The sequence below is a fragment of the Streptomyces sp. SM1 genome (genome assembly GCF_002910825.1).
In the GTDB taxonomy this organism is placed as follows: Bacteria; Actinomycetota; Actinomycetes; order Streptomycetales; family Streptomycetaceae; genus Streptomyces; species Streptomyces okerensis.
The window spans coordinates 1-21,064 of the sequence record NZ_NEUB01000685.1 but is presented as its reverse complement, the minus strand read 5'-3'; the positions used below and the strand labels follow the sequence as shown (position 1 = coordinate 21,064).

Sequence of the window (21,064 nt, the reverse complement as noted above, 5' to 3'; positions counted from 1 at the left end):
CCGGCCCGAGCCGCTGAAGGCCGGCGACCGCGGCACGCACCGAGGCGACGCCGCCGGCGGTGCGGTCGTCGACGCTCACACCGATCGTCCGGTCGCCGACCCGGCCCAGCTCCCGGGTCACCGCGGTGAGACGAGACTCCAGACCACGCAGCTCTCTGCTGCCCCGGGTCGCGAACTGGCGGATGTGCCGGGTGGCCGCCGCCGTGTCCATGTCGACACGGATGCTGGCGGTGCCGATCAGGTCAGCCATGGGATGCCGCCCCCTCGTCGTCGTCCGGGGCGTAGAACCCCGAGCGGGTCAGGTAGTCCATGGCCAGGGCGCCCGTCCGCGGGTCCACGCTCGTCTTCAGCAGCGCGCCCACCGTCCGTACCGAACCCGGCTGCACGTGCTCATCGAGGAGCTCGACCGCGGCCAGGAGCAGACGGCACTGCTCCGCCGTCGCAGCGAGCGAGCCAAGGGGCACGTCCATGACGGCCGGCACCCGCGTCGGCGCCTCCGGCACGATCTCCACCCCGGTCGCCGCCAGCACTTCGCGGCGCACCTCGTCGACCTCGTCCGCGTACCGGGCGATCGTCGCCTCAGCGGCGGCCTGCGCCTGGACGAGGAGATCGTGGACGCGGGCCACACCATCGGCGACCACCGCGTCCGGGTCGGCGTTCACCGTGCCGCCTCCTCGTCGTCGGCCAGCACGGCCGCCTGCGCCAGATGCCTGCGCGCATCCCTGACGAGGAACGGTTCGCCGGTCTTCAGCACCGCGCCGAGACTCCGGTCGCTGTGCTCCATCACGGGCCGCAGCAGCCGCACCGCGTGCTCGAAGTTCGAGGCCTGCCACGACATCCGGGCCAGGTCGACCCAGCGCGCATCGAGGACGCCCGGCCGGCGCACGAGCAGCTGCTCGCCGGTCTGCTCCTGGACGTTGCGCACGACGTCCTCGAGCGCCGCGTCGAATGCCTGCGTGATGTGGGCGACGGCGGCCCGTCCGGCGGCGAGGATCTCCTCGCGGTCGCCGCTCACGGCCGGCCCCCGTCGACCCGGCGGGCGTCCGCCGTCAGAGCGGACAGCGTCGCCCGAAGATCCTTCGCATACCGCCGGTCACCGCCCCGCTCGGCAGCCTTCAACTTGCTGCGCACCTCACGCAACCGACGGGCCACCATGGCCCGCCCGTCGTCGGGCAGGCACGGCCGCGCAGCCGACACAGAACGCCGGACCGCCCACTCCTCCGCCATCCGCCGCTCACCCTCAGACAGCCTCGGAGGCGGGCCCGGCGGACGCCGGTCACCCGCATACACCCGAGCCGCCAGAGCAGCCATGTACGGGGCCAGCAGCACCGGCCCACAGGTCGTGCACGGATCCGCACCGAACAACTCCCGGAGCGCCGGCGAGAACTCCGGCGGCCGCAGCCCCTTGAAGTCGGCGAACTTCCGCGCCTCACACCAGCGGCAGCCGTCCTGCACACACGCCGCCGCCAACTCCGCCTGCGAGAAAAGCACCCGCCGCTGAATCGGCATCGCGTTCAGCTTCGCCGTGAACGAGCGCGGCAGCCCGTTGCCCTTCTCGTCCAGCGCCCGACGCACCTTGCCGGCCGCGGACACCGGCGTCTCCCGGATCCGCTCCAGGGCGGCAATGTGCCCTGCCACGCGCGCCTGATGGAACACCTCCAGGGCGTCGACCGTGAACCGGCGCGGCCCCTCCCCGGAGACCACCGGCAGACGGCCCTCACGGGCGGCAAGGTCGACGGCTTCACGGCTGATCCCGAGCCACGCGGCGGCTTGGCTGGCGTTGAGTTCGTCCATGTCGCGGACGGTAGAACCGCCCACGCGAAGATCGTTCCGACGCTTCCGGAAGTGCCCTTCCGGAAGTGCCTCTACGCTCCCGGAGAAGGCCCGCCCCGCGGTTTCGTCGGCCACACCGGGGCAGGCCACAACGGCCCGCCCCGCGCCCGTGATCGGAACTCAAACGGGGCGGGCCACACTCCGGCGCGGACCTTGGCGGCGAGGTCCGGTGCGTCGCGCGTGACTGCCTTCGCCTGCTGGACAGCGCGCCCGGAGGCACCGACCACCTTCGCGGCGCGTTCATCGGAACGCTGCTGACGCCGGGCCTGCGGTTCGATCCATTCTCCAGCCGTGCGCAGATCTGCGCACGTTGCATCAGCAGAGTGTGACGGGTCGGACGTCCGGAGTGACGCGTTGTTGTTGCCGACCGGGGCACCCTTGGGCTGGGCCGCGGCGTAGTACTTCTCGTACTCCAGCGCCATCAGCGCGAGCGCGACCCTCACCGACCCGGCCGCCAAATCTGCTCACTCAACGGATGCACACCCGCCCACGGCGACAGAACACGACGGCCCACCGGCACAACCCACTCAGGAACCGCCTCACGCGCCCTCTGCTGCGCCAACGGCGACGCGAAGCCCCTCGGTAGCCGCCACGGCCTACGAGCCCGCTCACGGCCTTCCACAGCCCTCCGTGCGGCCAACCTCGCCCGAGCCTCCGCCCGCTGCTCCTCATGCGCCAGAGCCACATGCGCGGCCTTCAACGCCTCATGCTCCGCCCGCAGCTCCTCGTACCGCTCGGAGTCACCACGGCGCGCGGCCTTCCCCATCCGCCGGAACACCCGCCCCAGCTCCAGCTCACGCGCCTCCGCCGGAGACCGCTCACCGCTCGTCGTCATCGTCGCCGTCCTCGTCCTCGTCGTCCAGGCCCTCCGGGTCGAGGCCGTTCTCCTCCGCCAACTTCCGGAAGTCCCGCATCAGGTCCGGCTGCTCCTCCACCACCGGCTTCGGCGCAGGCCCCGACGGAAGCGCCTCACCCGACAGCTTCGCCTGCGCCACCGCAAGCGCAAAGATCCGCTGCTCCTGATCCAAACCCAGAGCATCGAGCACCGCGGCGAGCGCGTCAGCAACCGTCTCGCCCTCAAGGTCCAGCCGGCGCTCCAACGCTGCCACCGCGCCTGCATCCACCGCGCTCTTCGCAATCCGCGCCGCCGCCGACCGCTCATCCCGCGCCTGACGCAGCCACAACACCAGCTCCTTCGGCGGATCCAGCGGATCCCCACCATCCGCCACATGCCGCTGAAGCTTCGCCCTCACCACCTCACCGAGGAACGCCGACTGCCCCGCCGCCGACCGAACGAAGCCCAACAGAGCCTCCTGCGGAGTGACGTTCGCGGCCTCCGCCTCTTCCAGTGCCATGGCCCAAATCCTCTCGACATGCTGCTGTCCACCACCGTGGCCACGGCAACGACCGAGACCGGGATGGTTCGTCCGATGCCCGGCCGGAAGCGCACACCCGCGCCCGTTCGTCTGCACGACCGGGCAGCGCGCCGGATACGTGGTGGCCATAACCGGATTGTGCCTCCCCTTCAAGATGATCAGCTCACGCGCGAAGGCCCGGCCGTCCGAAGACGAACCGGGCCCGCGGTCAAACTGCGCCGAGACGCTCCCTCACATACCGGAGCAACCACTTGTCCGGCGGCGAGTAGTCCATCCCCTCCGCCTCAAGCAGCAGCTCCGCCGCAGCAACCCACGGCCCAGGACGCACACCCAGCGCCGCCTCAATCTCCAGAGCACTCATGGCCCGGAGCGGCTTGGGCTCCATCAGCGCCACGGCCGCCACCTCGATCAACGGCTGCAGCACAGCCGTGGCAGTCGCCGCCGACCGCATCGCGGCGTCCATGTCGACCGTCTCATCCTTGCTGAGCTCGACGAGCCACCCCAGGTCACCGCACCCGGAGTCGGGGGCCCCGATGGCGCCGTACACGCGGTTTACGGCACGAGCACCTCGGTCCGTATGAAGCTGAGCCAGTCCGCCCGCGCACGTCACGATCGCATCGAGCTGGGGAGAAGGGCACCTCACGCCACCGACATGGGCCGCAATGCTGCCGTGACCGGTTGAGCGGAGCGTGGCGTAGCTGAAGGTGCCGCCTACGGCGAGGCATACGACGGCATGTCCGGCTTCGTGCACGGCCTTGAGCCACAGATGGGAGCGCGGGTTGCGGATCAGGTGGGTGCGCGGGTGGTCAGCGCTGAAGGGTGTGGGCACGGTTCGTCTCCGGCTTCGGATCGGGTGGGATCGTCGCCGTGCCATGCCTCGCCAAGGAGGCGAAGCTACCACGGCAGGACCCGGCCGCCGAGGACGACGACCAGGCCCGCGCTCACTTCCCGGAGACCCGCCGCTGCCACGCCTGCGCAGCCTCCGCGTCCCGCTCCGCCCTGCCCGAGCCCGCAGCCCACGACTCCAGCAGCGACTGGTAGTCGGCCCGCTCCGCGTCCGCCAGACGCGCCAGAACGTCCGCGTGACAGGCCTCCGGCGCACACCAGCACGCCAGCGTGGAGCCGCGCAGCAGCTGCACCCGGGCGAACAGGCTGGGATCCTGTAGGAGGTGCCGGCAGTATGCCGCCACGGCCGCCTCGTTCGAGCCGATCAGCTTCGCCGTGAACGGGTTCTCGAGCGGGCTCGCGGTGAGGTTCCAGCCGCCCGCCCGTACACCCTTCATCGTGCGGCCGACGTAGACGACTTCCTTGGGCGCGCGCTCGAGGCGGGGGCCGTAGTCGCGGATGAGGCTGTGGCCGTTCGGCCCGTTCTTCAAGTTGATGACGCTGGTGGGCATCGGGGTCTCCTTCGGTGTGGTGTGCTGGGGGTGGGCCGCCCCGGTACCCGCGGGGCGGCCGTTCCGTTGTGCGGGTCAGACGAACATGACGAGCTGCTCGCCCCGGCCCGTGATGACCGTGGCCTTCCTCGTCGGCGCAGGCCCGGCGGTGAGCTCCTCGAGCTCCTGCTTCAACTCCTCGATCCGGGCGGTCAACGGCGCGGCCTCAGCGAGGCCGTACTCGCGTGACGCGCAGCCCTCGCACATTCCGGTTCCGCACGGCCGGTCGCAGTACGGCACGCCCCACCAGCCGCGGTTGGTGATCCACGCGCCGGACAGGTACGGCTTCCGCTCCATGCGCAGCTGGCGGAGTTCGCGGTTGATGCGTCGCTTCTCGGTTCTGGCGGTGCGTTCCGCCTTGGTGGTCTTCGTGGTCACTGGTGCTCCTTCTCGGTTGGCCGGCCGCCGGGTGGCGGCCGGAGTTCAGTGGTCGTGCTGCTCGTCGTCGTGGTCCTGCCCGTCGTCGCGCTCCTGCTCGGTGTCCTTGAGGCGGCGCAGCTTGGTCGCGTGCCGGGCTGCGAGGCCGCGCCGGTGGGCGGCGGACAGTTCCTCACGCCGCTCCCGGGCGGCCTGGACCTTCACGCGGGCCGCGGCGATGCGGGCCTGCACCTGCGCCTCGACGTGGCTCGTCGACTCGGTCATGGGGTCCTCCGGTTGGCCATGGTCTCGGCGAGAGTCCGGAGCAGCGCGGGACGGTTCTCGGCGAGCCAGGCGGTGACGGCGCGTTCGGTGGCCCACGGGATTTGCGCCTGGCCGGTGGTGGAGAGTTCGAACCAGCCGAGGACGGCGAACTTCACGCCGTTGGCGATGGCGTCCTGGCCGTGGGTGGTGTCGAGCCATTCGGTGACGGCTTCCTTTGCGCCGGCCTTGATGGCTTCGTAGTCGGTCATGGGGTCTCCGTTCCTTATGCGACTTTCGTCCGCTTGCTGGACCGCTGGACCTTCGCGCTGGACCCGCGCGGGTGAGCGGTAAGAGTCGTCTCGTGTGTGAAAGTGGGTTCTCATAGTTTAAGTTTCAACTACATTCCTTTCCGCTGATCAGAGGGCCGTAAGCGCTTCGGCGGGTGATCTTGCGAACGGCTCGACGATCACTCCTCCGTCCCACACGCCCCACGGTCCAGCGGGGTCCAGGGGTCCAGCGGGTCCAGCCACCGTCATGGCGCGCCCTCGCCGACCTCTGCGCGGCCCTCGTCGTCCTCGACCAGCCACCCGCGAGATAGCGCAAGCTCGTATCCCGCCGGGACTTCCTTGCGCCACTTACTGCTCGCCTTCTCCATGAGCTGCTCGCGGCGAACTCCCTCGCGGATCTTCTTCACGCACCAGCGAGCGCGCACTTCGAACCGGGCGTCAGCACGGGTTACGGCGGTATGCGCCTGCACTGCGTCTTCCACGCGCTCCTCGCGCTTCGCCTGCGCGGCGGCGGACTCTTCCCGGGAAGCGCGCTCCAAGATGGCTGAACGCAGCGTGCAGGACACCGCCCACATCTCCTCAGCCAACTCCCAGTCCTGCACAGTGACGGCCGTACGGGACCCGTCGAGCAGCGCCAGCAGGCCGGCGAGTTTGGCCTTCGCAAGGTTGGCGTGGACGTCGAGCGGGTCAACGATCAGCCGACCCGAGTTGCGCAGCACCAGTTCGGTGCGGATCTTCCGCTTGATCTCGTCTGGCATGGTCAAAGTGACGGCCTGGAGGTTCTGGGGATGACCGAAGTCGATGTCCGGCGCGGACACCGGATCCATGGGGATGTCAGGGTCGGTGGCGAGGCACCACACGAAACGCTGCGCCGTGCCGGTGATGTTGTCGCGGAGGACAACCAGAGCGTTGGGTGGCTGGAAGCCAGCGACTAGGCCCATCGAGTAGGTGCCGCGTTTGATGAACCTGCGGCGCTCGGCGGTGGCGTTCGTCTGCCCGAGCGTCCCGGCCTGCCATGCCGACCGGATCGACGGCCACAGCGACGCGCCGTCCCGGCCGGCGATGCGGATGAGCGTCTCGCCCTCGTCGATGTAGAAGTACAGGTTGTGTCGGACCTGCTTCCGCACCTTGACGATCTTCGGTTGGTTCTTCTTGTCGAGCTGGTTGAAGTCCTCCGTGTCGACCTCGCCCATCATCGCCTCGGCGATGCCCTCACCGGAGCCGATCGGGATTCCGTCGAGGAACTGTCTGTGGTCGTCGTCGGGTGCTTCAAGGAGGTCTTCAGATGCCTCGTTCGAGGTGCTCTTGCTGCTGCCGGAGCCGTCGATGATGCCGACGAACAAGTTGAGGGAAGCGGGCTTCTTCACGCCCGTGTCGACCTTGACGTTGTGGTCGATCATTCCGGCGAGCCGCGCCATGGTGGCGTACAGGACGACATCAGCCGAGCAGCACATGGAGTGCGCGTACTGCCTGATCTTCTTCAAGATCTCGCGCTTCTCGTAGAACGTGGCAGGCAGCTTCCCAATGAGAGTCACGGCTTCTTGCGTGTCGTCCGCCCCTCCCTCGTCCGACGGAGACTCCCAAGGCGCCTGACCGGAGCCGCCCGGGACAGCGACCAGGCAGCGCTGGCGGACCTCGTCGAGGATGGCTTGGGGGAGCCGCCCGGCAGCCCCCTGAGCGGCCCTGCCAGCCGCCGCGCGCATGATGTCCCGCGCGGCCTCCGAGGTGTTACCGGCGTAGTGCAGGTGGGCGTACAGCGTGCCGACCGTGAGCTTCTGTCCCGGAGGAAGCGACCCGACCGGCAGGTCTGAGCGTTCGGACCAGTTCACTGCCACGTGGTCGTTGTGCTTCAAGCTGTAGGCGCTGCTGGGGGCATCGCCAACAGCCGTCGGGCGCAGCCAGTGTTGCCACTCTCCGGACTGTCCGGTGAACGTCCAGCCCTCGGGTTCGAGCAGGTCGCGGAAGGTCAGCATGTCGGCGAGGACGTCGAGGGGGCCGTCACCGCTGTGCAGTCCGGCGGGCCGCTCCTGCCGCGGTGGGGGGATCGGCCTGCCGGTGCGCTGCGCCTTGCGCTCCGCCTGCTCCTGCGCGGCACGCTCGAGTTCCTCGCGCGCAGCAGGCAGCAGCTCGACGATGACGGCCGCCAGGTCGGCCAGGTCGAAGGCCTCCCCGGTTCCGGGGCCGATGGCCGTCGGCCGGGCCAGGCCCTTCTTCCGGTTGACCGTGCCCGGGATCTTCATGAGCCGGTCGAGGTTCCCGACGCCAATGTCCCACGACCAGCCGTGCCGGGCCGCCTCCGCCGCGAGCACCGCCTGAAGCCCGGTGGTGATCTCCTTCGCGCGAGCGCGGGCGTCCTCGTCCTCGAGGAGCTGGTTCTCGGTGAGCTGCCAGATCGGGTTGTAGCCGCCTGCGGTGTGGGCCCAGCCGGAGGGCTCCGGCAACCCCGACCCGCGCACCACCTTGACCACAGCGTCCGCGTCCGGCGGCGCGGGCAGGTCGTCCGGTCCGGGGCTGTGGCCGAAGGTGCCGAAGTCGCCGTCCGCCCACAGATGCGTCAGGCCGTAGGCCAGGTCTTCGCCGCCGCGGCTCTTCTTCCCGTCAGGGCTGACCGGGGGGTGTTCGCGGAGGGTAGTGCTCTGCGCGTACACGCCTGTCGCCCTCTGCCGATCCAGCTCCAAGACGTACTGAACTGCTGCCTTGATGCCGGTCTCGTCGGTGGTGAAGCGCTGGCCGACCCAACCACCCTTGTCCGAGCAGATGCTGAGGAACCCGGGGCATCCGCCATATAGGTGCGTCAGCCAGTCCCGCACGACCTGAGGGTCTGCGGCGATCGGCTGCTGCTCGTCGTTCACAGGTCGCGCTCCGGGGGGTGTGCCGTCGCTCCCACCCGTGGGCGAGAGCTGGGGAAGTAGGGGCTGTTCAGCACGCGGGCGATACCTCCGCGCTCAGTGCTCTGCAGAGGTGCTGCCGCGTTTCGGAAACGCCGTACGAATCGGTGCCGACGACCTCGATCTCGGCGCAGTCGACGAGCGCGCCGGCGAGGTTTTCCATCGCCCAGTCGGTGCAGTGGGTGGCCTTGCCGATGTCGATGCGGAGGACGGTTCCGGTCGGGTACGGATAGACGCCTCCGTACTGCATCGTGGGGCGCGGCAGTTCCACGTAACCGCGTTCGTCGACGAGCCTGAGCACCGTTACAGCGCGCACGGCGGGCCCCCGCCCGTGGAGGCGGGGGCTGCCGTCGCGGGTGCGGCGGGTCATGGCTAGGCGCGCTTCTCGTGGTCGGCGAACACGCGCACGGCCATGCGGTCGACCTCGTCGAGCAGCTGGCGGAGCTTCGCGGTCGCCGCGTGGACCGAGGCCGCGTCGGCGAAGTCCTCACCGCCCACGTAGATCACGGGCCGGTCGTCGTCGCCCTCGCTGAAGGCGACCATGCCGGCGTCGAGGAGGAGTTCACCGCCGTCGGAGCGGACCCGCGCGTTGTGGTTGAAGTGGTGGTCGTGGGGGCCGGCCTCGACGCAGTCACGGAAGACGGGGCACGGGCCGGCGGGCGGGTCGACGAGCGCGGCCTGGACGACGGCCGGAAGGTGCCCGGTCGGCGTGCGGTCAACGGGCGGGATGACGGTGGGGTGTGTCATTCTGGTGTCTCCATTCAGTTGAAGCCCTGGGTCGCTGGCGAGCGATTGAGCCCAGGGTTTCGGCGTTTTCCGGATGGGCTGGGGCCGTCTGAGCTAGCGCTGCAACGCCGCTCAGGCGGCTTCCAGGAGAGCGAGGATCGAAGCGGTGACCACCACGTGGCGGCGGCCATACGACAGCGTCTTGACCGGCGCCTCGCCCCGTTTGATCAGCTCGTACAGCTGAGACCGGCTGCATCCGATCGCGGGCGCCGCCTGCGGCACCGGCACGACGGCCGGCCACCTTCGGATCTCAGCGAGCGTCGGCGCCTTCATCGGGTCGCCTCTGTCTTGATGCCGAGGGCTTTGGCCCACAGGAGCGCGGATGCAGCCCGCGGTACGGACTGACCCAGCTCCCAGCGGTGAACCGTGGAAGGGGCCGAGCCGATGGCGGCCGCCACTTCCTTCAGCGAAAGGCGGAGTTCCTGCCGCTTCGCACGCGCCTCGCCACTAGCAGCGAGCGTGCGAACTGCACTGATCCGCCTGAGGTCTTCAGGTCGCATGAGAGAAGTACAACACTTCTAGAGGTGCTGCGCAACACGCTCTGGAAGTGAAGCGCAATGAATCTTGGAAGTGATTCGGAACGGCTTTGCTTCTGTCCTGGCGTCGTTGCGCAACGCTCTCGGATCCGTCACGATGAGCGGCATGCCTCACCGGACGCGTCAGACCTACACAGGGCCAGAACCCATCGAGGGTGCCGAACACCTGCAGCTCTTGGGGGTGAGGTTCGTGCCCGTTGAATACCCGCAGCTTGCGGTTACGTGGGAGTACGTCGTCCAGGACGGCGACGTGCTGTTCCCCAGCGGGATGCGAGTCGAGCCATGGCCCGGCCTGCCGGTCGACGAGCGGCTACGCGTCGTCGCGTCCTTCGTGCAGACCCTGCCGCTGGGCAAGTTTGAGCGGGCCGCACGTGTGGCCGCTGAGCTGCATCTAAGGCAGGGGCGAGCCACCCCTGAGCAGATGGCCGGCGCCTACTGGCCCGAGGGCAAGCCCGACGACATTCCCGAGGCCGCACGCGCGTTGGTCAGGGACCGCTGGCCCGAGCTCGACCCGGACGCGGGGGCCGGGGCTGCACGCCGCTGGAATCGCCTGGTGCGCTTGGCCGAAGTCGTGCAGGAACACCAGGCCGCGCGCGCGCGTGGGGAGAAGGCGCCCGCCAACGTGGTCGCCGAGGCTCGCGGCGTCGAGCCGGGCACCGTCCGCTCATGGCTGCACCAGGCCCGCCAAGAGGGCATCGCCCCACGGTTGGCGCCGCTGGGGGAGTTCATGGGCGACGTCATCTCAGACATCCATCCCGACGGTGTGATCGGGGAGACCGGCCGGTAGGACGTTGCGCCTGTCCGGCAAACAAGGAGGGGCCGTGGCCGAGATCAAGAAGGTCACCCTGCAGAACGGCAAGACCCGCTACCGAACCGTGGTCGACGCCGGCCGCGACGAGCACGGCAAGCGCGTACAGATCACCATCACCAAAGACACCAAGACCGAGGTCAAGAACGAGCGCGACCGTATCCAGCACCAGCGGTCCGCGGGCACGCTCATCGCCCCCAACAAGATCACAGTGGGGGAGTGGCTTGACCAGTGGCTGGAGTACAAGCGGCGGGATGTCGAGGAGACGACGATCCGCACGTACCAGTTGGCTCTCGTCCACGTCCGCGACCGCATCGGACGCATCCGGCTGCAGGAGCTCACCGAAGACCAGGTGCGCGACTGCATCGACGACATCGTGAGCAGCGGCCGACGTCGCGGCGGCGAAGCTGGCACCCGCCTCGCAGTGTCGACTGCCGAGGGTGTGCTTACCCGGTTGCGGGAGGCGTTGAAGCGGGCGGTCGTTCGGAAGCTGATCGCGGAGAGCCCGGCGCAGGCCGTGCGGGTCAGCCTTGCCGACAGGAAGGCCGATAGGCGGGAACGGCCCAGGGTGAAGCCGTGGACCTCAGCTGAAGTGAAGCGGTTCATCGCGGGCATCGAGCGCGACCGCCTGTATGCCCCGCTGCTGCTCAGTCTCATGGGGCTTCGGCCGGCCGAGGTTGTCGGGCTGCGTTGGGCGGACATCGACCTGAAGCTGGCCACCCTCGAGACGGCCAACACCCGCACGATGATCGGCAACACGCGGGTGCTCGAGAAGGACACGAAGACCGAGGCCGGTGAGCGGGTCCTGCCGCTGCCCGGTCCGGTGCTCGATGCGCTGAAGAAGTTCCGCGCGGTCCAGGCCCGCGAGCGTCTGGCTGCGGGGGAGGGCTACACAGACACGGGGTACGTCGTCGTCGACCAGTTCGGCCGGCCTCGGAACACACGGCATCTGAGGGAACACGCCTACCGACTCATGCGCGAGCTGGAGATGCGGCAGGTCCGGTTGTATGACGCCCGGCATTCCTGCCTCTCGTACCTCGCGGTGAACGGCACCCCTGACGTTGTCCTCGCCGCGTGGGCCGGACATACGAACGCCAGCTTCACCAAGCGGAAGTACGTCACGGTCGATGTCGAGGACATGAGGGCCGCGGCGACCGCGTGGGGGACCTTCCACGGCGGTGATCAAAAAGCCCCTGTGTGAGAGATTGTGAGAAACGATCTTTGGGGGAAGGCTCTCAATGGGCGCTGACCAGCGGGTATCCCGCAGGGCGTAGAACAGTGTACGGATTCTACTGGCGAATCCTGCAGGCCGGAGCCACCGGGTGGTTCGGCGGAAGCCACAAGCGTCCCGGCCCGGCTACGGCGTCTCGTACGGCAGCAGTTCGGGCCGCTTGGGCGGCAGGCCGTCGCCCGAGGACCTGCCGGTGAGGCGGCGGCCGATCCACGGCAGGAGGTGCCGGCGGGCGAAGCGGGCGTCCGCGGCCCGGCGCGCCACCCAGCGGGGCGGCAGCGTCGCCTCCGGGGGGAGATGCCACTCGGGGTCCTCCGGCGGGTAGCCGAGCGTCTGCCACACCGCCTCGGCGACCCGGCGGTGCCCGTCCGTGGTCAGATGCAGCCGGTCCACGTCCCACAGCCGGGGATCGCCGAGCGAGGGCGCCCCGTAGAGGTCGACGACCAGTGCGCCGTGCCGCTCGGCGAGCTCGTCGATACAGGCGAACAGCGCCTCCATACGCGGCCGGAACCGCTCCAGGACCGGCCCCTGGCGGCCCGGGCTGCGCATGAGTACCAGCTGCCCGCAGTGCGGGGCCAGCCGCTCCACGGCCTCGGTCAGCAGATCCCGCACCTGCGCCATGTCGCACTTGGGCCGCAAGGTGTCGTTGAGTCCGCCGACCAGCGTGACGACGTCGGCCCGCATGCCCGCGGCGACCTCGACCTGCTCGTCGACGATCTGCCGGATCAGTTTCCCGCGCACCGCGAGGTTGGCGTACTGGAAACCGGGAGCGACGGCCGCCATCCGGGTGGCGAGGAGGTCGGCCCAGCCGCGGTAGGTGCCGTCGGGAAGCAGGTCCGACATGCCCTCGGTGAAGGAGTCGCCCAGGGCGACGAGGCTGCTGTGGGTGGGATTCGTCTGCATGGCGACAGAGATGATATCCCGTGGCACATACCCGGCGGTCGGTCGGGCGTGCCCGGGGCTCAGGTCCGCTGCCCGAACAGCTCCTGCAGGACGTCCTCCATCGTCACCAGCCCCGCCAGCCGTCCGTCGGCCCCCAGGACGGCCGCCAGATGCGTACGGCTGCCGCGCATGGCGGTGAGGACGTCGTCCATCGGCGTGTTCTCCCGGACCCGCGCGATGGACCGCATGTCCGCCGGCCGGAACGGCATGTCGCGCGGGGAGGCGTCCAGGGCGTCCTTCACATGCAGATAGCCGACGATCCGCCGCTGCGCGTCCACCACCGGGAAGCGGGAGAACCCGAACTCCGCCGACAACTGCTCCAGCCCCTCCGGAGTGACACCCTCGCGCGCGTGGACCACGCGCTTCAACGGCATCGCCACGTCCCGCACCGGCCGCCGGCCCAGCTCCAGCGCGTCGTGCAGCCGCTCCCGCGCGCGGTCGTCGATGAGCCCGGCCTCACCGGAGTCCTTCACGATCCGGGCCAGTTCGGCGTCCGAGAACGACGCGACGACCTCGTTGCGTGCCTCGACCCGCAACAGCCTCAGCAGCGCGTTGGCGAAGGCGTTGACCGTGAAGATCACCGGACGCAGCGCACGGGACAGCGCCACCAGGGGCGGCCCCAGGAGCAGCGCGCTGCGCACCGGTTCGGCGAGCGCGACGTTCTTCGGCACCATCTCGCCCAGCAGCATGTGCAGATACGTCGCGACCGCCAGCGCGATCACGAAGGACACGGCGTGCCCCGCGCCGGCGGGTACCCCCACCGCGTGGAACACCGGTTCCAGCAGGTGCGCGATCGCCGGCTCGGCGACGATGCCGAGGACCAGCGTGCACAGGGTGATGCCGAGCTGGGCGGCCGCCATCAGCGCGGACACGTGCTCGAGCCCCCACAGCACACTCTTGGCACGCCGCTCGCCCCGGTCGGCGTACGGCTCGATCTGGCTGCGGCGGACCGAGATCAGAGCGAACTCGGCACCGACGAAGAAGGCGTTGACGACCAGCGTCGCCAGACCGATCAGCAGCTGTACGGCGGTCATCGCCGCGCCCCCTTGTCGTTCGTGTCCGTGGCCGGTTCCGTGCGTCGTTCCGCGGCGGTCCGGTCGCCGGGCGGCGCGTGCATCAGGACGCGTGCCGCGCGGCGGCCGGAGGCGTCCACCACGTCCAGCCGCCAGCCCGCGACCTCCAGGGTGTCGCCCGTGTCCGGGATCCGGCCCAGTTCGGCGGCGACCAGTCCGGCGAGGGTCTCGTAGGGCCCCTCCGGCGCGCGCAGCCCGACCCGCGCGAGCTGGTCCACGCGCGCGGCACCGTCGGCCGAGAACAGCGTCCGCCCGTCCTCGTCGGTACCCGCCCGGTCCAGGTCGGGGGTCTCGTGCGGATCGTGCTCGTCGCGGACCTCGCCGACGACCTCCTCGACGATGTCCTCCAGGGTGGCCACTCCCGCCGTGCCGCCGTACTCGTCGATCACCACGGCCATGGTGCGCCGGCCGGAGAGCCGGTCGAGGAGCCGGTCGACGGTGAGCGATCCGGGGACCAGGAGCGGTTCGCGCATCAGCTCCGAGACGGGGGTCCGGGCCCGTCGCTCCGCCGGCAGCGCCAGTACGTCCTTGACGTGCGCGGTGCCGACGACGGCGTCGAGCGTCTCGCGGTAGACGGGGAACCGGGACAGCCCGGTCGCCCGGGTCACGTTCGCCACGTCCTCGCAGGTCGCCCGCACCTCCAGGGCGATCACCTGGACACGCGGGGTCATCACGTTCTCCGCCGTGAGGTCCGCGAGGTTCAGCGTGCGCACGAACAGCTCGGCGGTGTCCGGCTCCAGGTCGCCCTCCCTGGCGGAGTGCCGCGCCAGCGCGGCCAGCTCCTGCGGCCCGCGCGCGGACTCCAGCTCCTCGGCCGGTTCCACGCCGATGCGGCGCACGATGCGGTTGGCCGTGTTGTTCAGGTGGGTGATGAACGGGCGGAACGCGGCGCTGAACCAGCGCTGCACGTTGCCCGCCCGCTTGGCCACGGCCAGCGGTGAGGAGATCGCCCAGTTCTTCGGCACCAGCTCGCCGACCACCATCAGGAAGACCGTCGACAGCGCCGTGCCGATCACCAGCGCCAGGGAGCGCGCCACCGAACCGGAGACGCCGATGTCCTCCAGGGGGCCCGCGATCAGTGCCGCGATCGACGGTTCGGCCAGCATGCCGACCACCAGGTTGGTGACCGTGATGCCGAGCTGCGCCCCGGAGAGCTGGAAGGTCAGGCTCCGTACGGCGCCGAGCGCGCCCGCCGCTCCCCGCTCGCCGCGTTCGACGGCCCGTTCCAGCTCCGCCCGCTCCACCGTGGTCAGGGAGAACTCGGCCGCCACGAACACGCCGCAGGCGAGTGAGAGCAGGATCGCCGCCAGAAGGAGGAGCACTTCGGTCATCGGGTCACCTCTGTCCCATGGTCGGACAGGACGGGAGCGGACGCGCGGTGTCGCGGACCGGGAGGCTCGCCCATGGGTGGACGCACACAACCTTTCATGGAGGACCGGGTGGCCATCCAGGAGCAAAGGATCAGCAAAGAATGGCCGGCGGGGCCGTGGGTCAGCCGGTGAGGGGCTTCACCCAGCGCCGCCACTGTTCCTCCGGCGCATACCCCGAGGCGCCCCAGGCATGATGCGCGGTCTCGTTGCGATGGAGCACCATCGCGTCGGCACGGCGCCCGCCGAGCCGCAGGAACCTCTCCTCCGCGGCGGCCACCAGCGCTGAGGCGATCCCCTGACGGCGGCGGTCCGGGTGTACGGCCAGCCGGTAGAGATGGCACCGCCAGCCGTCGAAACCCGCGATCACCGTGCCGGCGAGCGCGCCGTCGCCCTCGGCGAGGATCAGCGCCCCGGGATCGCGGGCGACCAGCCGTTCCACCCCGGCCCGGTCGTCGCTGATGCTCGTGCCCTCGGCGGCCACCTTCCAGAACGCCAGCACACCGTCGAGGTCCGCGGGCCCGGCGGCCCGTATCCGCAGCTCACTCATGCACCGATTCTCGGCACCCGGCACCGCGGCCGGCACGGAATTCCAGGATGCGGACCGGCCGCCGCACGGCTCACTCGTGGGCGATGGCCTCCAGCACGTTCATCCGCGACGCCCGCAGCGCCGGCAGCAGCGCCGCCGCGATGCCCACCACGGCCGCCCCGATCACCACCGCGACGACGGTGCCCCACGGGATCGCGAGGGCCGTCATGCCCTGGAGGGCCAGGACCTGCTGGACGCACAGACCCCACACCAGTCCCAGCGCGAGCCCCAGGACCGCGCCGAACACCGCGATCACCACCGACTCCAGCCGGATCATCCGCCGCAGCTGCCGCCTCGACAGACCGATCGCCCGCAGCAGACCGATCTCACGCGTGCGCTCCACCACCGACAGCGCCAGGGTGTTCACCACGCCCAGCACGGCGATGACGATCGCCAGCCCCAGCAGGGCGTAGACGAGGTACAGCAGGACGGCGATCTGCTCGTGCACGAGCTCCTTGTAGTCGGCCTGGTCACGGGCCTGCACCTGCGGGTACGGGTCGAGCGCCGTGTCCAGCCGGCCGCGCAGGTCGTCCACGCTCGTCCCGTCGGCCGCGTTGACGTACAGCGCGGAGTCCTGCCCGCCCGGCACGTACTCCTCGACGGTCGCGATGCCGAGGACCAGCCCGCCCTCCATCCCGAAGCCCTCGCCGCCCTCGACGTCGGTGAGGGCGGCCACCGTCAGTTCGGTACTCCTGCCGCCGGGGAACTCGACCGGGACCGTGGCGCCCATGCGGACGCCGTGCACCTCGGCGAAGTCGGCGTCCATGGAGAGGGCGCCGTCGGCCAGGGCCGCCGCGGTGTCGCCGCTCGTGTACGTCACGCGCGTGACGTCGTCGACCCGGTCGTCGTACCCGGCCGCGGTGGTCTCGATCCGCTCCCCGTCCGGCAGCCGCACCGCCACCGGAGCGAACCGCTGGCGGACGACCAGCCCCACGCCCTCCACGTCCCGCACCTGTTCGGTGACCTCCGCGGAGAACGGCAGGAAGTTCGCGTTCTGGATCACGAAGTCGGCGCCCAGCGTCCTGTCGATCTGCTCGTCGAAGGACCGGGACATCGAGGCGCTGGCCACCGACATCCCGCCGACCAGGGCGAGCCCCACCATCAGCGCGGACGCCGTGGCCCCGGTACGGCGCGGATTGCGCAGGGCGTTGCGCTGGCTCATCCGGCCGACCGACCCGAACAGCGCGGGGAAGCCCGCGCCCAGCACCCGGATCACCGGCCGCACCAGCAGCGGACCCGCGATGACGGTCGCGATCAGGGTGAGAACCACCCCGAGTCCCAGCAGCGAGGCCGCCGAGGAGGTCTCGGACGCCAGTGCGCAGCCCGTCAGCGCGGCCGCGCCGAGCACACCCACGACGGACCCCACCACCGCGCGGGTGCGCAGCGGCCGCCCCACCCCGGCGCTGTCCGCGTCGGCCAGCGCGGCCATCGGCGACACACCCGCCGCGCGGCGCGCCGGGAGGTACGCCGCCACGAAGGTGACGCCCACGCCGACGGCGTACGACGTGACGGGCGTGGCCCAGCCGACGACCATCTCCGTGGTCTTCAGGTTCATGCCGAACGCGCCCATGAGCCGGATCAGACCGAAGGCGAGTCCGATGCCGGCCGCCAGACCCAGCGTCGAGCCGACCAGGCCGAGCAGCACCGCCTCGGTGAGCACCGACCGGCGCACCTGCCGCCGGTCCGCGCCGAGCGCGCGGAGGAGGCCGAGTTCACGGGTCCGCTGGGCGATCAGCATCGAGAAGGTGTTGACGATCAGGAAGATACCGACGAGCACCGCGATCCCGGCGAAGCCGAGCATCACGTACTTGATCACGTCGAGGAAGCCGCCGAGCTCCTCGGCGGCCGTCTCCGCCGTCTCGTCGGCCGTCCGCACCTCGTACGCGCCGGCGCCCAGCTCCGCCGTGACACGCTGCTCGAGCTGTTCGCCGGAGACGCCCGGCGCGGCGGTGAGCGAGATGGTGGTCGCCCGGTCCGCGGCGCCGAGCAGCTCGGCGGCGGCGACCTCCGGGTCGAGGAAGACCAGGGCCGCGCCCGGGTTGGTGGTGGTGAACGTGGCGATGCCGACGATCTCCACCCGGAAGGTGCCGGGCTGCGCCTGTACGGACAGCGTGTCGCCGATCTCCACGCCCTTGGCCTCGGCGGTGTCCGCGTCCAGTGCCGCCTCGCCGCCTCCGCGCGGGGCGCGGCCGGAGGTCAGCTCCACCACGCTGCGGTCGCTGACGTACCAGTCCACCGCGATGGTCGGTGCGCCCGTGGTCGGTCCGACCGACTCGTTGTCGCTGTCGACGATCGTGAGGTTCTGGACCTCGACATCGGGGCGGGCCGACTCGACACCCTCGAGCCGGGACAGCTGTCCGGCGAGTTCGGCCGGCAGCGTCCGCACCGCTCCGGTGGGCACCGACGACTCGAGGTCGTCACGGGGCGCCACGGTCACATCGGCGGACGAGGAGGCGAACAGCCGGTCGAACGTGCGGGAGACCGTGTCGGAGAAGATCAGGCTGCCCGCGACGAACGCCACGGAGAGCACGACGGCCAGGGCGGACAGCAGCAGTCGCCCTCTGTGCGCGAGAAAGCTCTTCAGTGTTGCCTTCAGCACGGTGTCAGTCCTTCTCGGGCGCGCGGGTCACGTCGAAACGCTTCATCCGCTCCAGCACGGACTCCGCCGTGGGCCGGCGCATCTCGTCCACGATCCTGCCGTCCGCGAGGAAGAGCACCAGGTCGGAGTGGCCGGCGGCCCCCGGGTCATGGGTGACCATGACGACGGTCTGACCGAGCCCGTCCACGGCCTCGCGCAGGAAGCCGAGAACCTCGAGACCGGCCCGTGAGTCGAGATTGCCGGTCGGCTCGTCCGCGAAGATCAGCTCGGGCCGCGAGGCCAGCGCACGCGCGCAGGCCACCCGCTGCTGCTGGCCGCCCGAGAGCTGAGCGGGCCGGTGCCCGAGCCGGTCCCGCAGGCCCAGGGTGTCGATGACCTGGTCCAGCCACTCCTCGTCGGGCTTCTGGCCCGCGATGTCCATGGGCAGCGTGATGTTCTCCCGCGCGTTGAGAGTCGGGATGAGGTTGAACGACTGGAACATGAACCCGATCCGGTCCCGGCGCAGCCGGGTCAGCTCGCGGTCCTTCAGCCCCGTGATCTCGGTGTCCCCCAGCCACACCTGCCCGGCCGAAACGGTGTCCAGACCCGCCAGGCAGTGCATGAGCGTGGACTTCCCCGAGCCGGACGGCCCCATGACCGCGGTGAACCGTCCACGCGCGATGTCCACGTCCACCGAGTCCAGGGCGAGCACGGCCGTCTCGCCCGAGCCGTACGCCTTGGTCAGGCCGTGGGCGCGGGCCGCGACCCCGTCGCCCGGCGCCAGGCCGGGGGCGTGCTCCGCAGCAGATGTGGACAAAACCGCCTCCTTGTGGCGTGGACATCCGATCGTGTGTCGCGCCGAGGGTAGTGTGATGCGGCCCACAGCCGATATCCCCCGTGAGTGCGGGACCGTCTCCGTCGCAGGTTTGGTTCCCGATGCCCGTGTAAGGGGCACTCGTTTCCGGACCGCCGCACTTGCCGCTGCTAGCGTCCCGGCGCTAGCTTCGAGTCATGGCGAAGACCCAGCTGAACGTACGCGTGGACGAGGGCACCGCCCGCGCGGCGCGGGAGCGAGCACTGGAGCGCGGGATGAGCGTCAACCGCTACATCGAGGAACTCGTCCGGCAGGACACCGGCGAGGCGGGCCGCGCCTTCGTGGACGCCGCCGCCGACTTCATGAAGCAGTACGAGAGCGTCTTCGCCGAGGAGTTCGGCAAGGAACGTGAAGGCACGCGCGAAGGTCGCCGCTGAGCCGTTGATCCCTCTGCGTATCGACCTCGCGTGGCTGCTCATGCTCGCCGGGCGGCGGACCCCGGGCGACCCCCAGGTCACCGACTGGGGTGCCCTCGTCGCCGCCGTCGCGCGCCACGAGGCCGAGATCTTCGACGTCCCCGTCTACGACAGCCCGCACGCCCGCGCCGCCGCGCTCCTCCAGCTGCTGATCCACGTCCCCGCGCTGGAGCGGTCCAACGCCCTGTTCGCCTCCGCCGTCGCGTACGCCTATCTCGTCGCCGGCGGGCTGAAGGTCGTCACCTCGCCGGAGCAGGTGCGCGATCTGGCCCGGCTGGTCAAGAGCGGGGAGGCGGGCGTGGACGACATCGCGGCCGAGCTGCGCCGCTGGAGCGAGTGATCAGCCGGCGCCTCCGGGCGCGTCGTCGCCCGCCGGCCGCCACGCGGTGCCGATCACGCAGTACGACTGCGGCAGGGCCGGCCCGTTCTCGGGCATCATCAACCGCCGGTACGGGCCGAGGACGAACCCGGCCTCCCGCAGCGCGCCCACCGCGTCCCGCGCCACATGGCAGCCCCCCGCCAGCGGCGGCCACACTGTGCGGTCCAGCGCCCGCTGGGTGAGGCGCATGGCCCGGCCGCCGCCCCGGCCGTGCTCGAAGAACCGCACCTCGCCACCGGGCCGCAGCACCCGCCGTACCTCCGCGAGCGCCCGGGACACGTCCCGCACACTGCACAGCACCAGGGAGAAGACCGCCGCGTCGAACGCCTCGCCCTTGACCGGCAGGGCCTCCGCCACGCCCGGCGCCACATCCACCGGCACCTCGGCGCGCAGGGCGGCCTCCACGGCCAGCGCGCGCAGCGACTGCTCCGGCTCGATGGCGACGACCTCCGAGACGGCGCCGGGGTAGTGCGCGAAGTTCAGGCCGTTTCCCGCGCCGACCTCGATCACCCGCCCGGACAGCCCGGTGAGCAGTCTGCCGCGCATCTTCGCCATTCCCATACGGGTCTCGGCGGCGACGCTGGCACGGGCGTAGCAACGGGCGAAGACGGGATGGTGCACGGGATCCCGCGTCGCTTTCGCGGAGCGGACGGACCGTACCTGCATGAGGACCTCCCAGGGACCCACCTACGGCGATTCTCCCCCCGGACCCGTCCGACGAACCCGCTGATCACCCCGGTACCCGGGAAGCTCGCCACGCGCCCCCGGAAGGAGCCCGCACGAGGGTACCTGGGGGAAACCCGCACCGAGGGCGCTCCGCCCCCGGCCCCGACGCGAACGCCCACGACATCCTCCGTCCGTCCGCCCTCATCAGAGGTCAGGGCACCCCGGCACTTCGGACGCGCCCCCCGGACGGCTCCGGCCGGGTGCGGCGGCCGGCACCACGAACACGCCGGGCGGCGGACGGCACCCTCGGCGCCCACAACGCCCGCGGGGGTCAGCCGTGTACACACCGGCTCGCGACGGTTCGTCCCGAGTGCGGCA

At 70.7% G+C, this 21,064-nt stretch carries 26 protein-coding genes; 4 read left to right on the top strand and 22 right to left on the bottom strand.

Features of this window, described 5'->3' with window-relative positions; translation table 11 throughout:
* The 15 genes from B9S61_RS18980 to B9S61_RS43495 all read right to left on the bottom strand — a co-directional run.
* On the bottom strand, positions 1-250 hold a 250-nt coding region (locus tag B9S61_RS18980), incomplete at its 3' end, for a hypothetical protein (protein WP_146064886.1).
* Positions 243-662 carry a hypothetical protein gene (locus B9S61_RS18975; protein WP_103543341.1) on the bottom strand — a complete coding sequence of 140 codons (420 nt, stop codon included), beginning with the start codon at positions 660-662 and terminating at the stop codon, positions 243-245. The genes B9S61_RS18980 and B9S61_RS18975, both read right to left, overlap by 8 nt.
* A complete protein-coding gene (locus B9S61_RS18970; RefSeq protein ID WP_103543340.1) occupies positions 659-1,015 on the bottom strand; it encodes a hypothetical protein in 357 nt (118 codons plus the stop codon). Before B9S61_RS18970 ends, B9S61_RS18975 begins: the two co-directional genes overlap by 4 nt.
* Positions 1,012-1,794 carry a helix-turn-helix domain-containing protein gene (locus tag B9S61_RS18965; protein WP_146064885.1) on the bottom strand — a complete coding sequence of 261 codons (783 nt, stop codon included), beginning with the start codon at positions 1,792-1,794 and terminating at the stop codon, positions 1,012-1,014. Before B9S61_RS18965 ends, B9S61_RS18970 begins: the two co-directional genes overlap by 4 nt.
* An 857-nt stretch (positions 1,795-2,651) precedes the next feature.
* Positions 2,652-3,188, bottom strand: coding sequence for a hypothetical protein (locus B9S61_RS18955; protein WP_103543337.1), 537 nt, complete (start codon positions 3,186-3,188; stop codon positions 2,652-2,654).
* Between the two features lie 229 nt (positions 3,189-3,417).
* The gene (locus B9S61_RS18950) at positions 3,418-3,756 is read right to left on the bottom strand and encodes a hypothetical protein (RefSeq protein ID WP_103543336.1); all 339 of its coding nucleotides are present in this window, start codon (positions 3,754-3,756) and stop codon (positions 3,418-3,420) included.
* A gap of 394 nt (positions 3,757-4,150) precedes the next feature.
* Positions 4,151-4,606, bottom strand: a complete 456-nt coding sequence (locus tag B9S61_RS18945) for a DUF4326 domain-containing protein (protein WP_103543335.1) — start codon at positions 4,604-4,606, stop codon at positions 4,151-4,153.
* A gap of 75 nt (positions 4,607-4,681) precedes the next feature.
* Positions 4,682-5,023, bottom strand: a complete 342-nt coding sequence (locus B9S61_RS18940; RefSeq protein ID WP_103543334.1) for a hypothetical protein — start codon at positions 5,021-5,023, stop codon at positions 4,682-4,684.
* 45 nt (positions 5,024-5,068) lie between these two features.
* A complete protein-coding gene (locus B9S61_RS18935) occupies positions 5,069-5,287 on the bottom strand; it encodes a hypothetical protein (RefSeq protein ID WP_103543333.1) in 219 nt (72 codons plus the stop codon).
* Entirely contained in the window at positions 5,284-5,535 is a 252-nt protein-coding gene (locus B9S61_RS18930; RefSeq protein WP_103543332.1) for a hypothetical protein, read from the bottom strand. Before B9S61_RS18930 ends, B9S61_RS18935 begins: the two co-directional genes overlap by 4 nt.
* 263 nt (positions 5,536-5,798) lie before the next feature.
* Complete coding sequence (locus B9S61_RS18925) at positions 5,799-8,405, bottom strand: hypothetical protein (RefSeq protein WP_103543331.1); 2,607 nt, start codon at positions 8,403-8,405, stop codon at positions 5,799-5,801.
* Between the two features lie 67 nt (positions 8,406-8,472).
* Entirely contained in the window at positions 8,473-8,811 is a 339-nt protein-coding gene (locus tag B9S61_RS18920; RefSeq protein WP_103543330.1) for a hypothetical protein, read from the bottom strand.
* Positions 8,812-8,813: 2 nt separating this feature from the next.
* Positions 8,814-9,188, bottom strand: a complete 375-nt coding sequence (locus B9S61_RS18915; RefSeq protein ID WP_103543329.1) for a hypothetical protein — start codon at positions 9,186-9,188, stop codon at positions 8,814-8,816.
* A gap of 111 nt (positions 9,189-9,299) precedes the next feature.
* Complete coding sequence (locus B9S61_RS18910) at positions 9,300-9,455, bottom strand: AlpA family transcriptional regulator (RefSeq protein WP_258039737.1); 156 nt, start codon at positions 9,453-9,455, stop codon at positions 9,300-9,302.
* Positions 9,456-9,496: 41 nt separating this feature from the next.
* Positions 9,497-9,727 carry a helix-turn-helix transcriptional regulator gene (locus tag B9S61_RS43495; protein ID WP_103543327.1) on the bottom strand — a complete coding sequence of 77 codons (231 nt, stop codon included), beginning with the start codon at positions 9,725-9,727 and terminating at the stop codon, positions 9,497-9,499.
* Between the two features lie 226 nt (positions 9,728-9,953).
* Here B9S61_RS43495 and B9S61_RS18900 point away from each other — a divergent pair, with 226 nt between their 5' ends.
* Together B9S61_RS18900 and B9S61_RS18895 are read left to right on the top strand one after the other, a co-directional pair.
* Positions 9,954-10,550, top strand: a complete 597-nt coding sequence (locus tag B9S61_RS18900; protein WP_181007431.1) for a helix-turn-helix domain-containing protein — start codon at positions 9,954-9,956, stop codon at positions 10,548-10,550.
* A gap of 34 nt (positions 10,551-10,584) precedes the next feature.
* Complete coding sequence (locus B9S61_RS18895; protein ID WP_103543325.1) at positions 10,585-11,772, top strand: tyrosine-type recombinase/integrase; 1,188 nt, start codon at positions 10,585-10,587, stop codon at positions 11,770-11,772.
* Between the two features lie 156 nt (positions 11,773-11,928).
* Here B9S61_RS18895 and B9S61_RS18890 read toward each other — a convergent pair whose 3' ends face one another.
* The 6 genes from B9S61_RS18890 to B9S61_RS18865 all read right to left on the bottom strand — a co-directional run bounded on the left by B9S61_RS18890 (position 11,929) and on the right by B9S61_RS18865 (position 19,168).
* On the bottom strand, positions 11,929-12,705 hold the full coding sequence (locus tag B9S61_RS18890) for an SGNH/GDSL hydrolase family protein (RefSeq protein ID WP_103543324.1): 777 nt from the start codon (positions 12,703-12,705) through the stop codon (positions 11,929-11,931).
* A gap of 59 nt (positions 12,706-12,764) precedes the next feature.
* Positions 12,765-13,778, bottom strand: coding sequence for a hemolysin family protein (locus tag B9S61_RS18885; protein ID WP_103543323.1), 1,014 nt, complete (start codon positions 13,776-13,778; stop codon positions 12,765-12,767).
* Positions 13,775-15,148 (bottom strand): hemolysin family protein, encoded by a 1,374-nt coding sequence (locus B9S61_RS18880; protein WP_103543322.1) that lies wholly within the window; start codon positions 15,146-15,148, stop codon positions 13,775-13,777. The genes B9S61_RS18885 and B9S61_RS18880 overlap by 4 nt, the downstream gene beginning before the upstream one ends.
* Before the next feature lie 160 nt (positions 15,149-15,308).
* Positions 15,309-15,734: a GNAT family N-acetyltransferase gene (locus B9S61_RS18875; protein ID WP_103543344.1), complete on the bottom strand. Its 426-nt coding sequence runs from the start codon at positions 15,732-15,734 to the stop codon at positions 15,309-15,311.
* 70 nt (positions 15,735-15,804) lie between these two features.
* Positions 15,805-18,372: an ABC transporter permease gene (locus tag B9S61_RS18870; RefSeq protein ID WP_103543321.1), complete on the bottom strand. Its 2,568-nt coding sequence runs from the start codon at positions 18,370-18,372 to the stop codon at positions 15,805-15,807.
* Between the two features lie 4 nt (positions 18,373-18,376).
* The gene (locus B9S61_RS18865; RefSeq protein ID WP_103543320.1) at positions 18,377-19,168 is read right to left on the bottom strand and encodes an ABC transporter ATP-binding protein; all 792 of its coding nucleotides are present in this window, start codon (positions 19,166-19,168) and stop codon (positions 18,377-18,379) included.
* A 194-nt stretch (positions 19,169-19,362) separates the two neighbouring features.
* Between B9S61_RS18865 and B9S61_RS18860 the strand changes: the two genes are divergently transcribed.
* Both B9S61_RS18860 and B9S61_RS18855 read left to right on the top strand, forming a co-directional pair.
* Complete coding sequence (locus B9S61_RS18860) at positions 19,363-19,602, top strand: toxin-antitoxin system HicB family antitoxin (protein ID WP_103543319.1); 240 nt, start codon at positions 19,363-19,365, stop codon at positions 19,600-19,602.
* 40 nt (positions 19,603-19,642) lie between these two features.
* Positions 19,643-19,981, top strand: a complete 339-nt coding sequence (locus B9S61_RS18855; RefSeq protein WP_374936226.1) for a fic family toxin-antitoxin system, toxin component — start codon at positions 19,643-19,645, stop codon at positions 19,979-19,981.
* Here B9S61_RS18855 and B9S61_RS18850 read toward each other — a convergent pair whose 3' ends face one another.
* Complete coding sequence (locus tag B9S61_RS18850; protein WP_103543342.1) at positions 19,982-20,686, bottom strand: class I SAM-dependent methyltransferase; 705 nt, start codon at positions 20,684-20,686, stop codon at positions 19,982-19,984.
* Positions 20,687-21,064 lie beyond the last annotated feature (378 nt).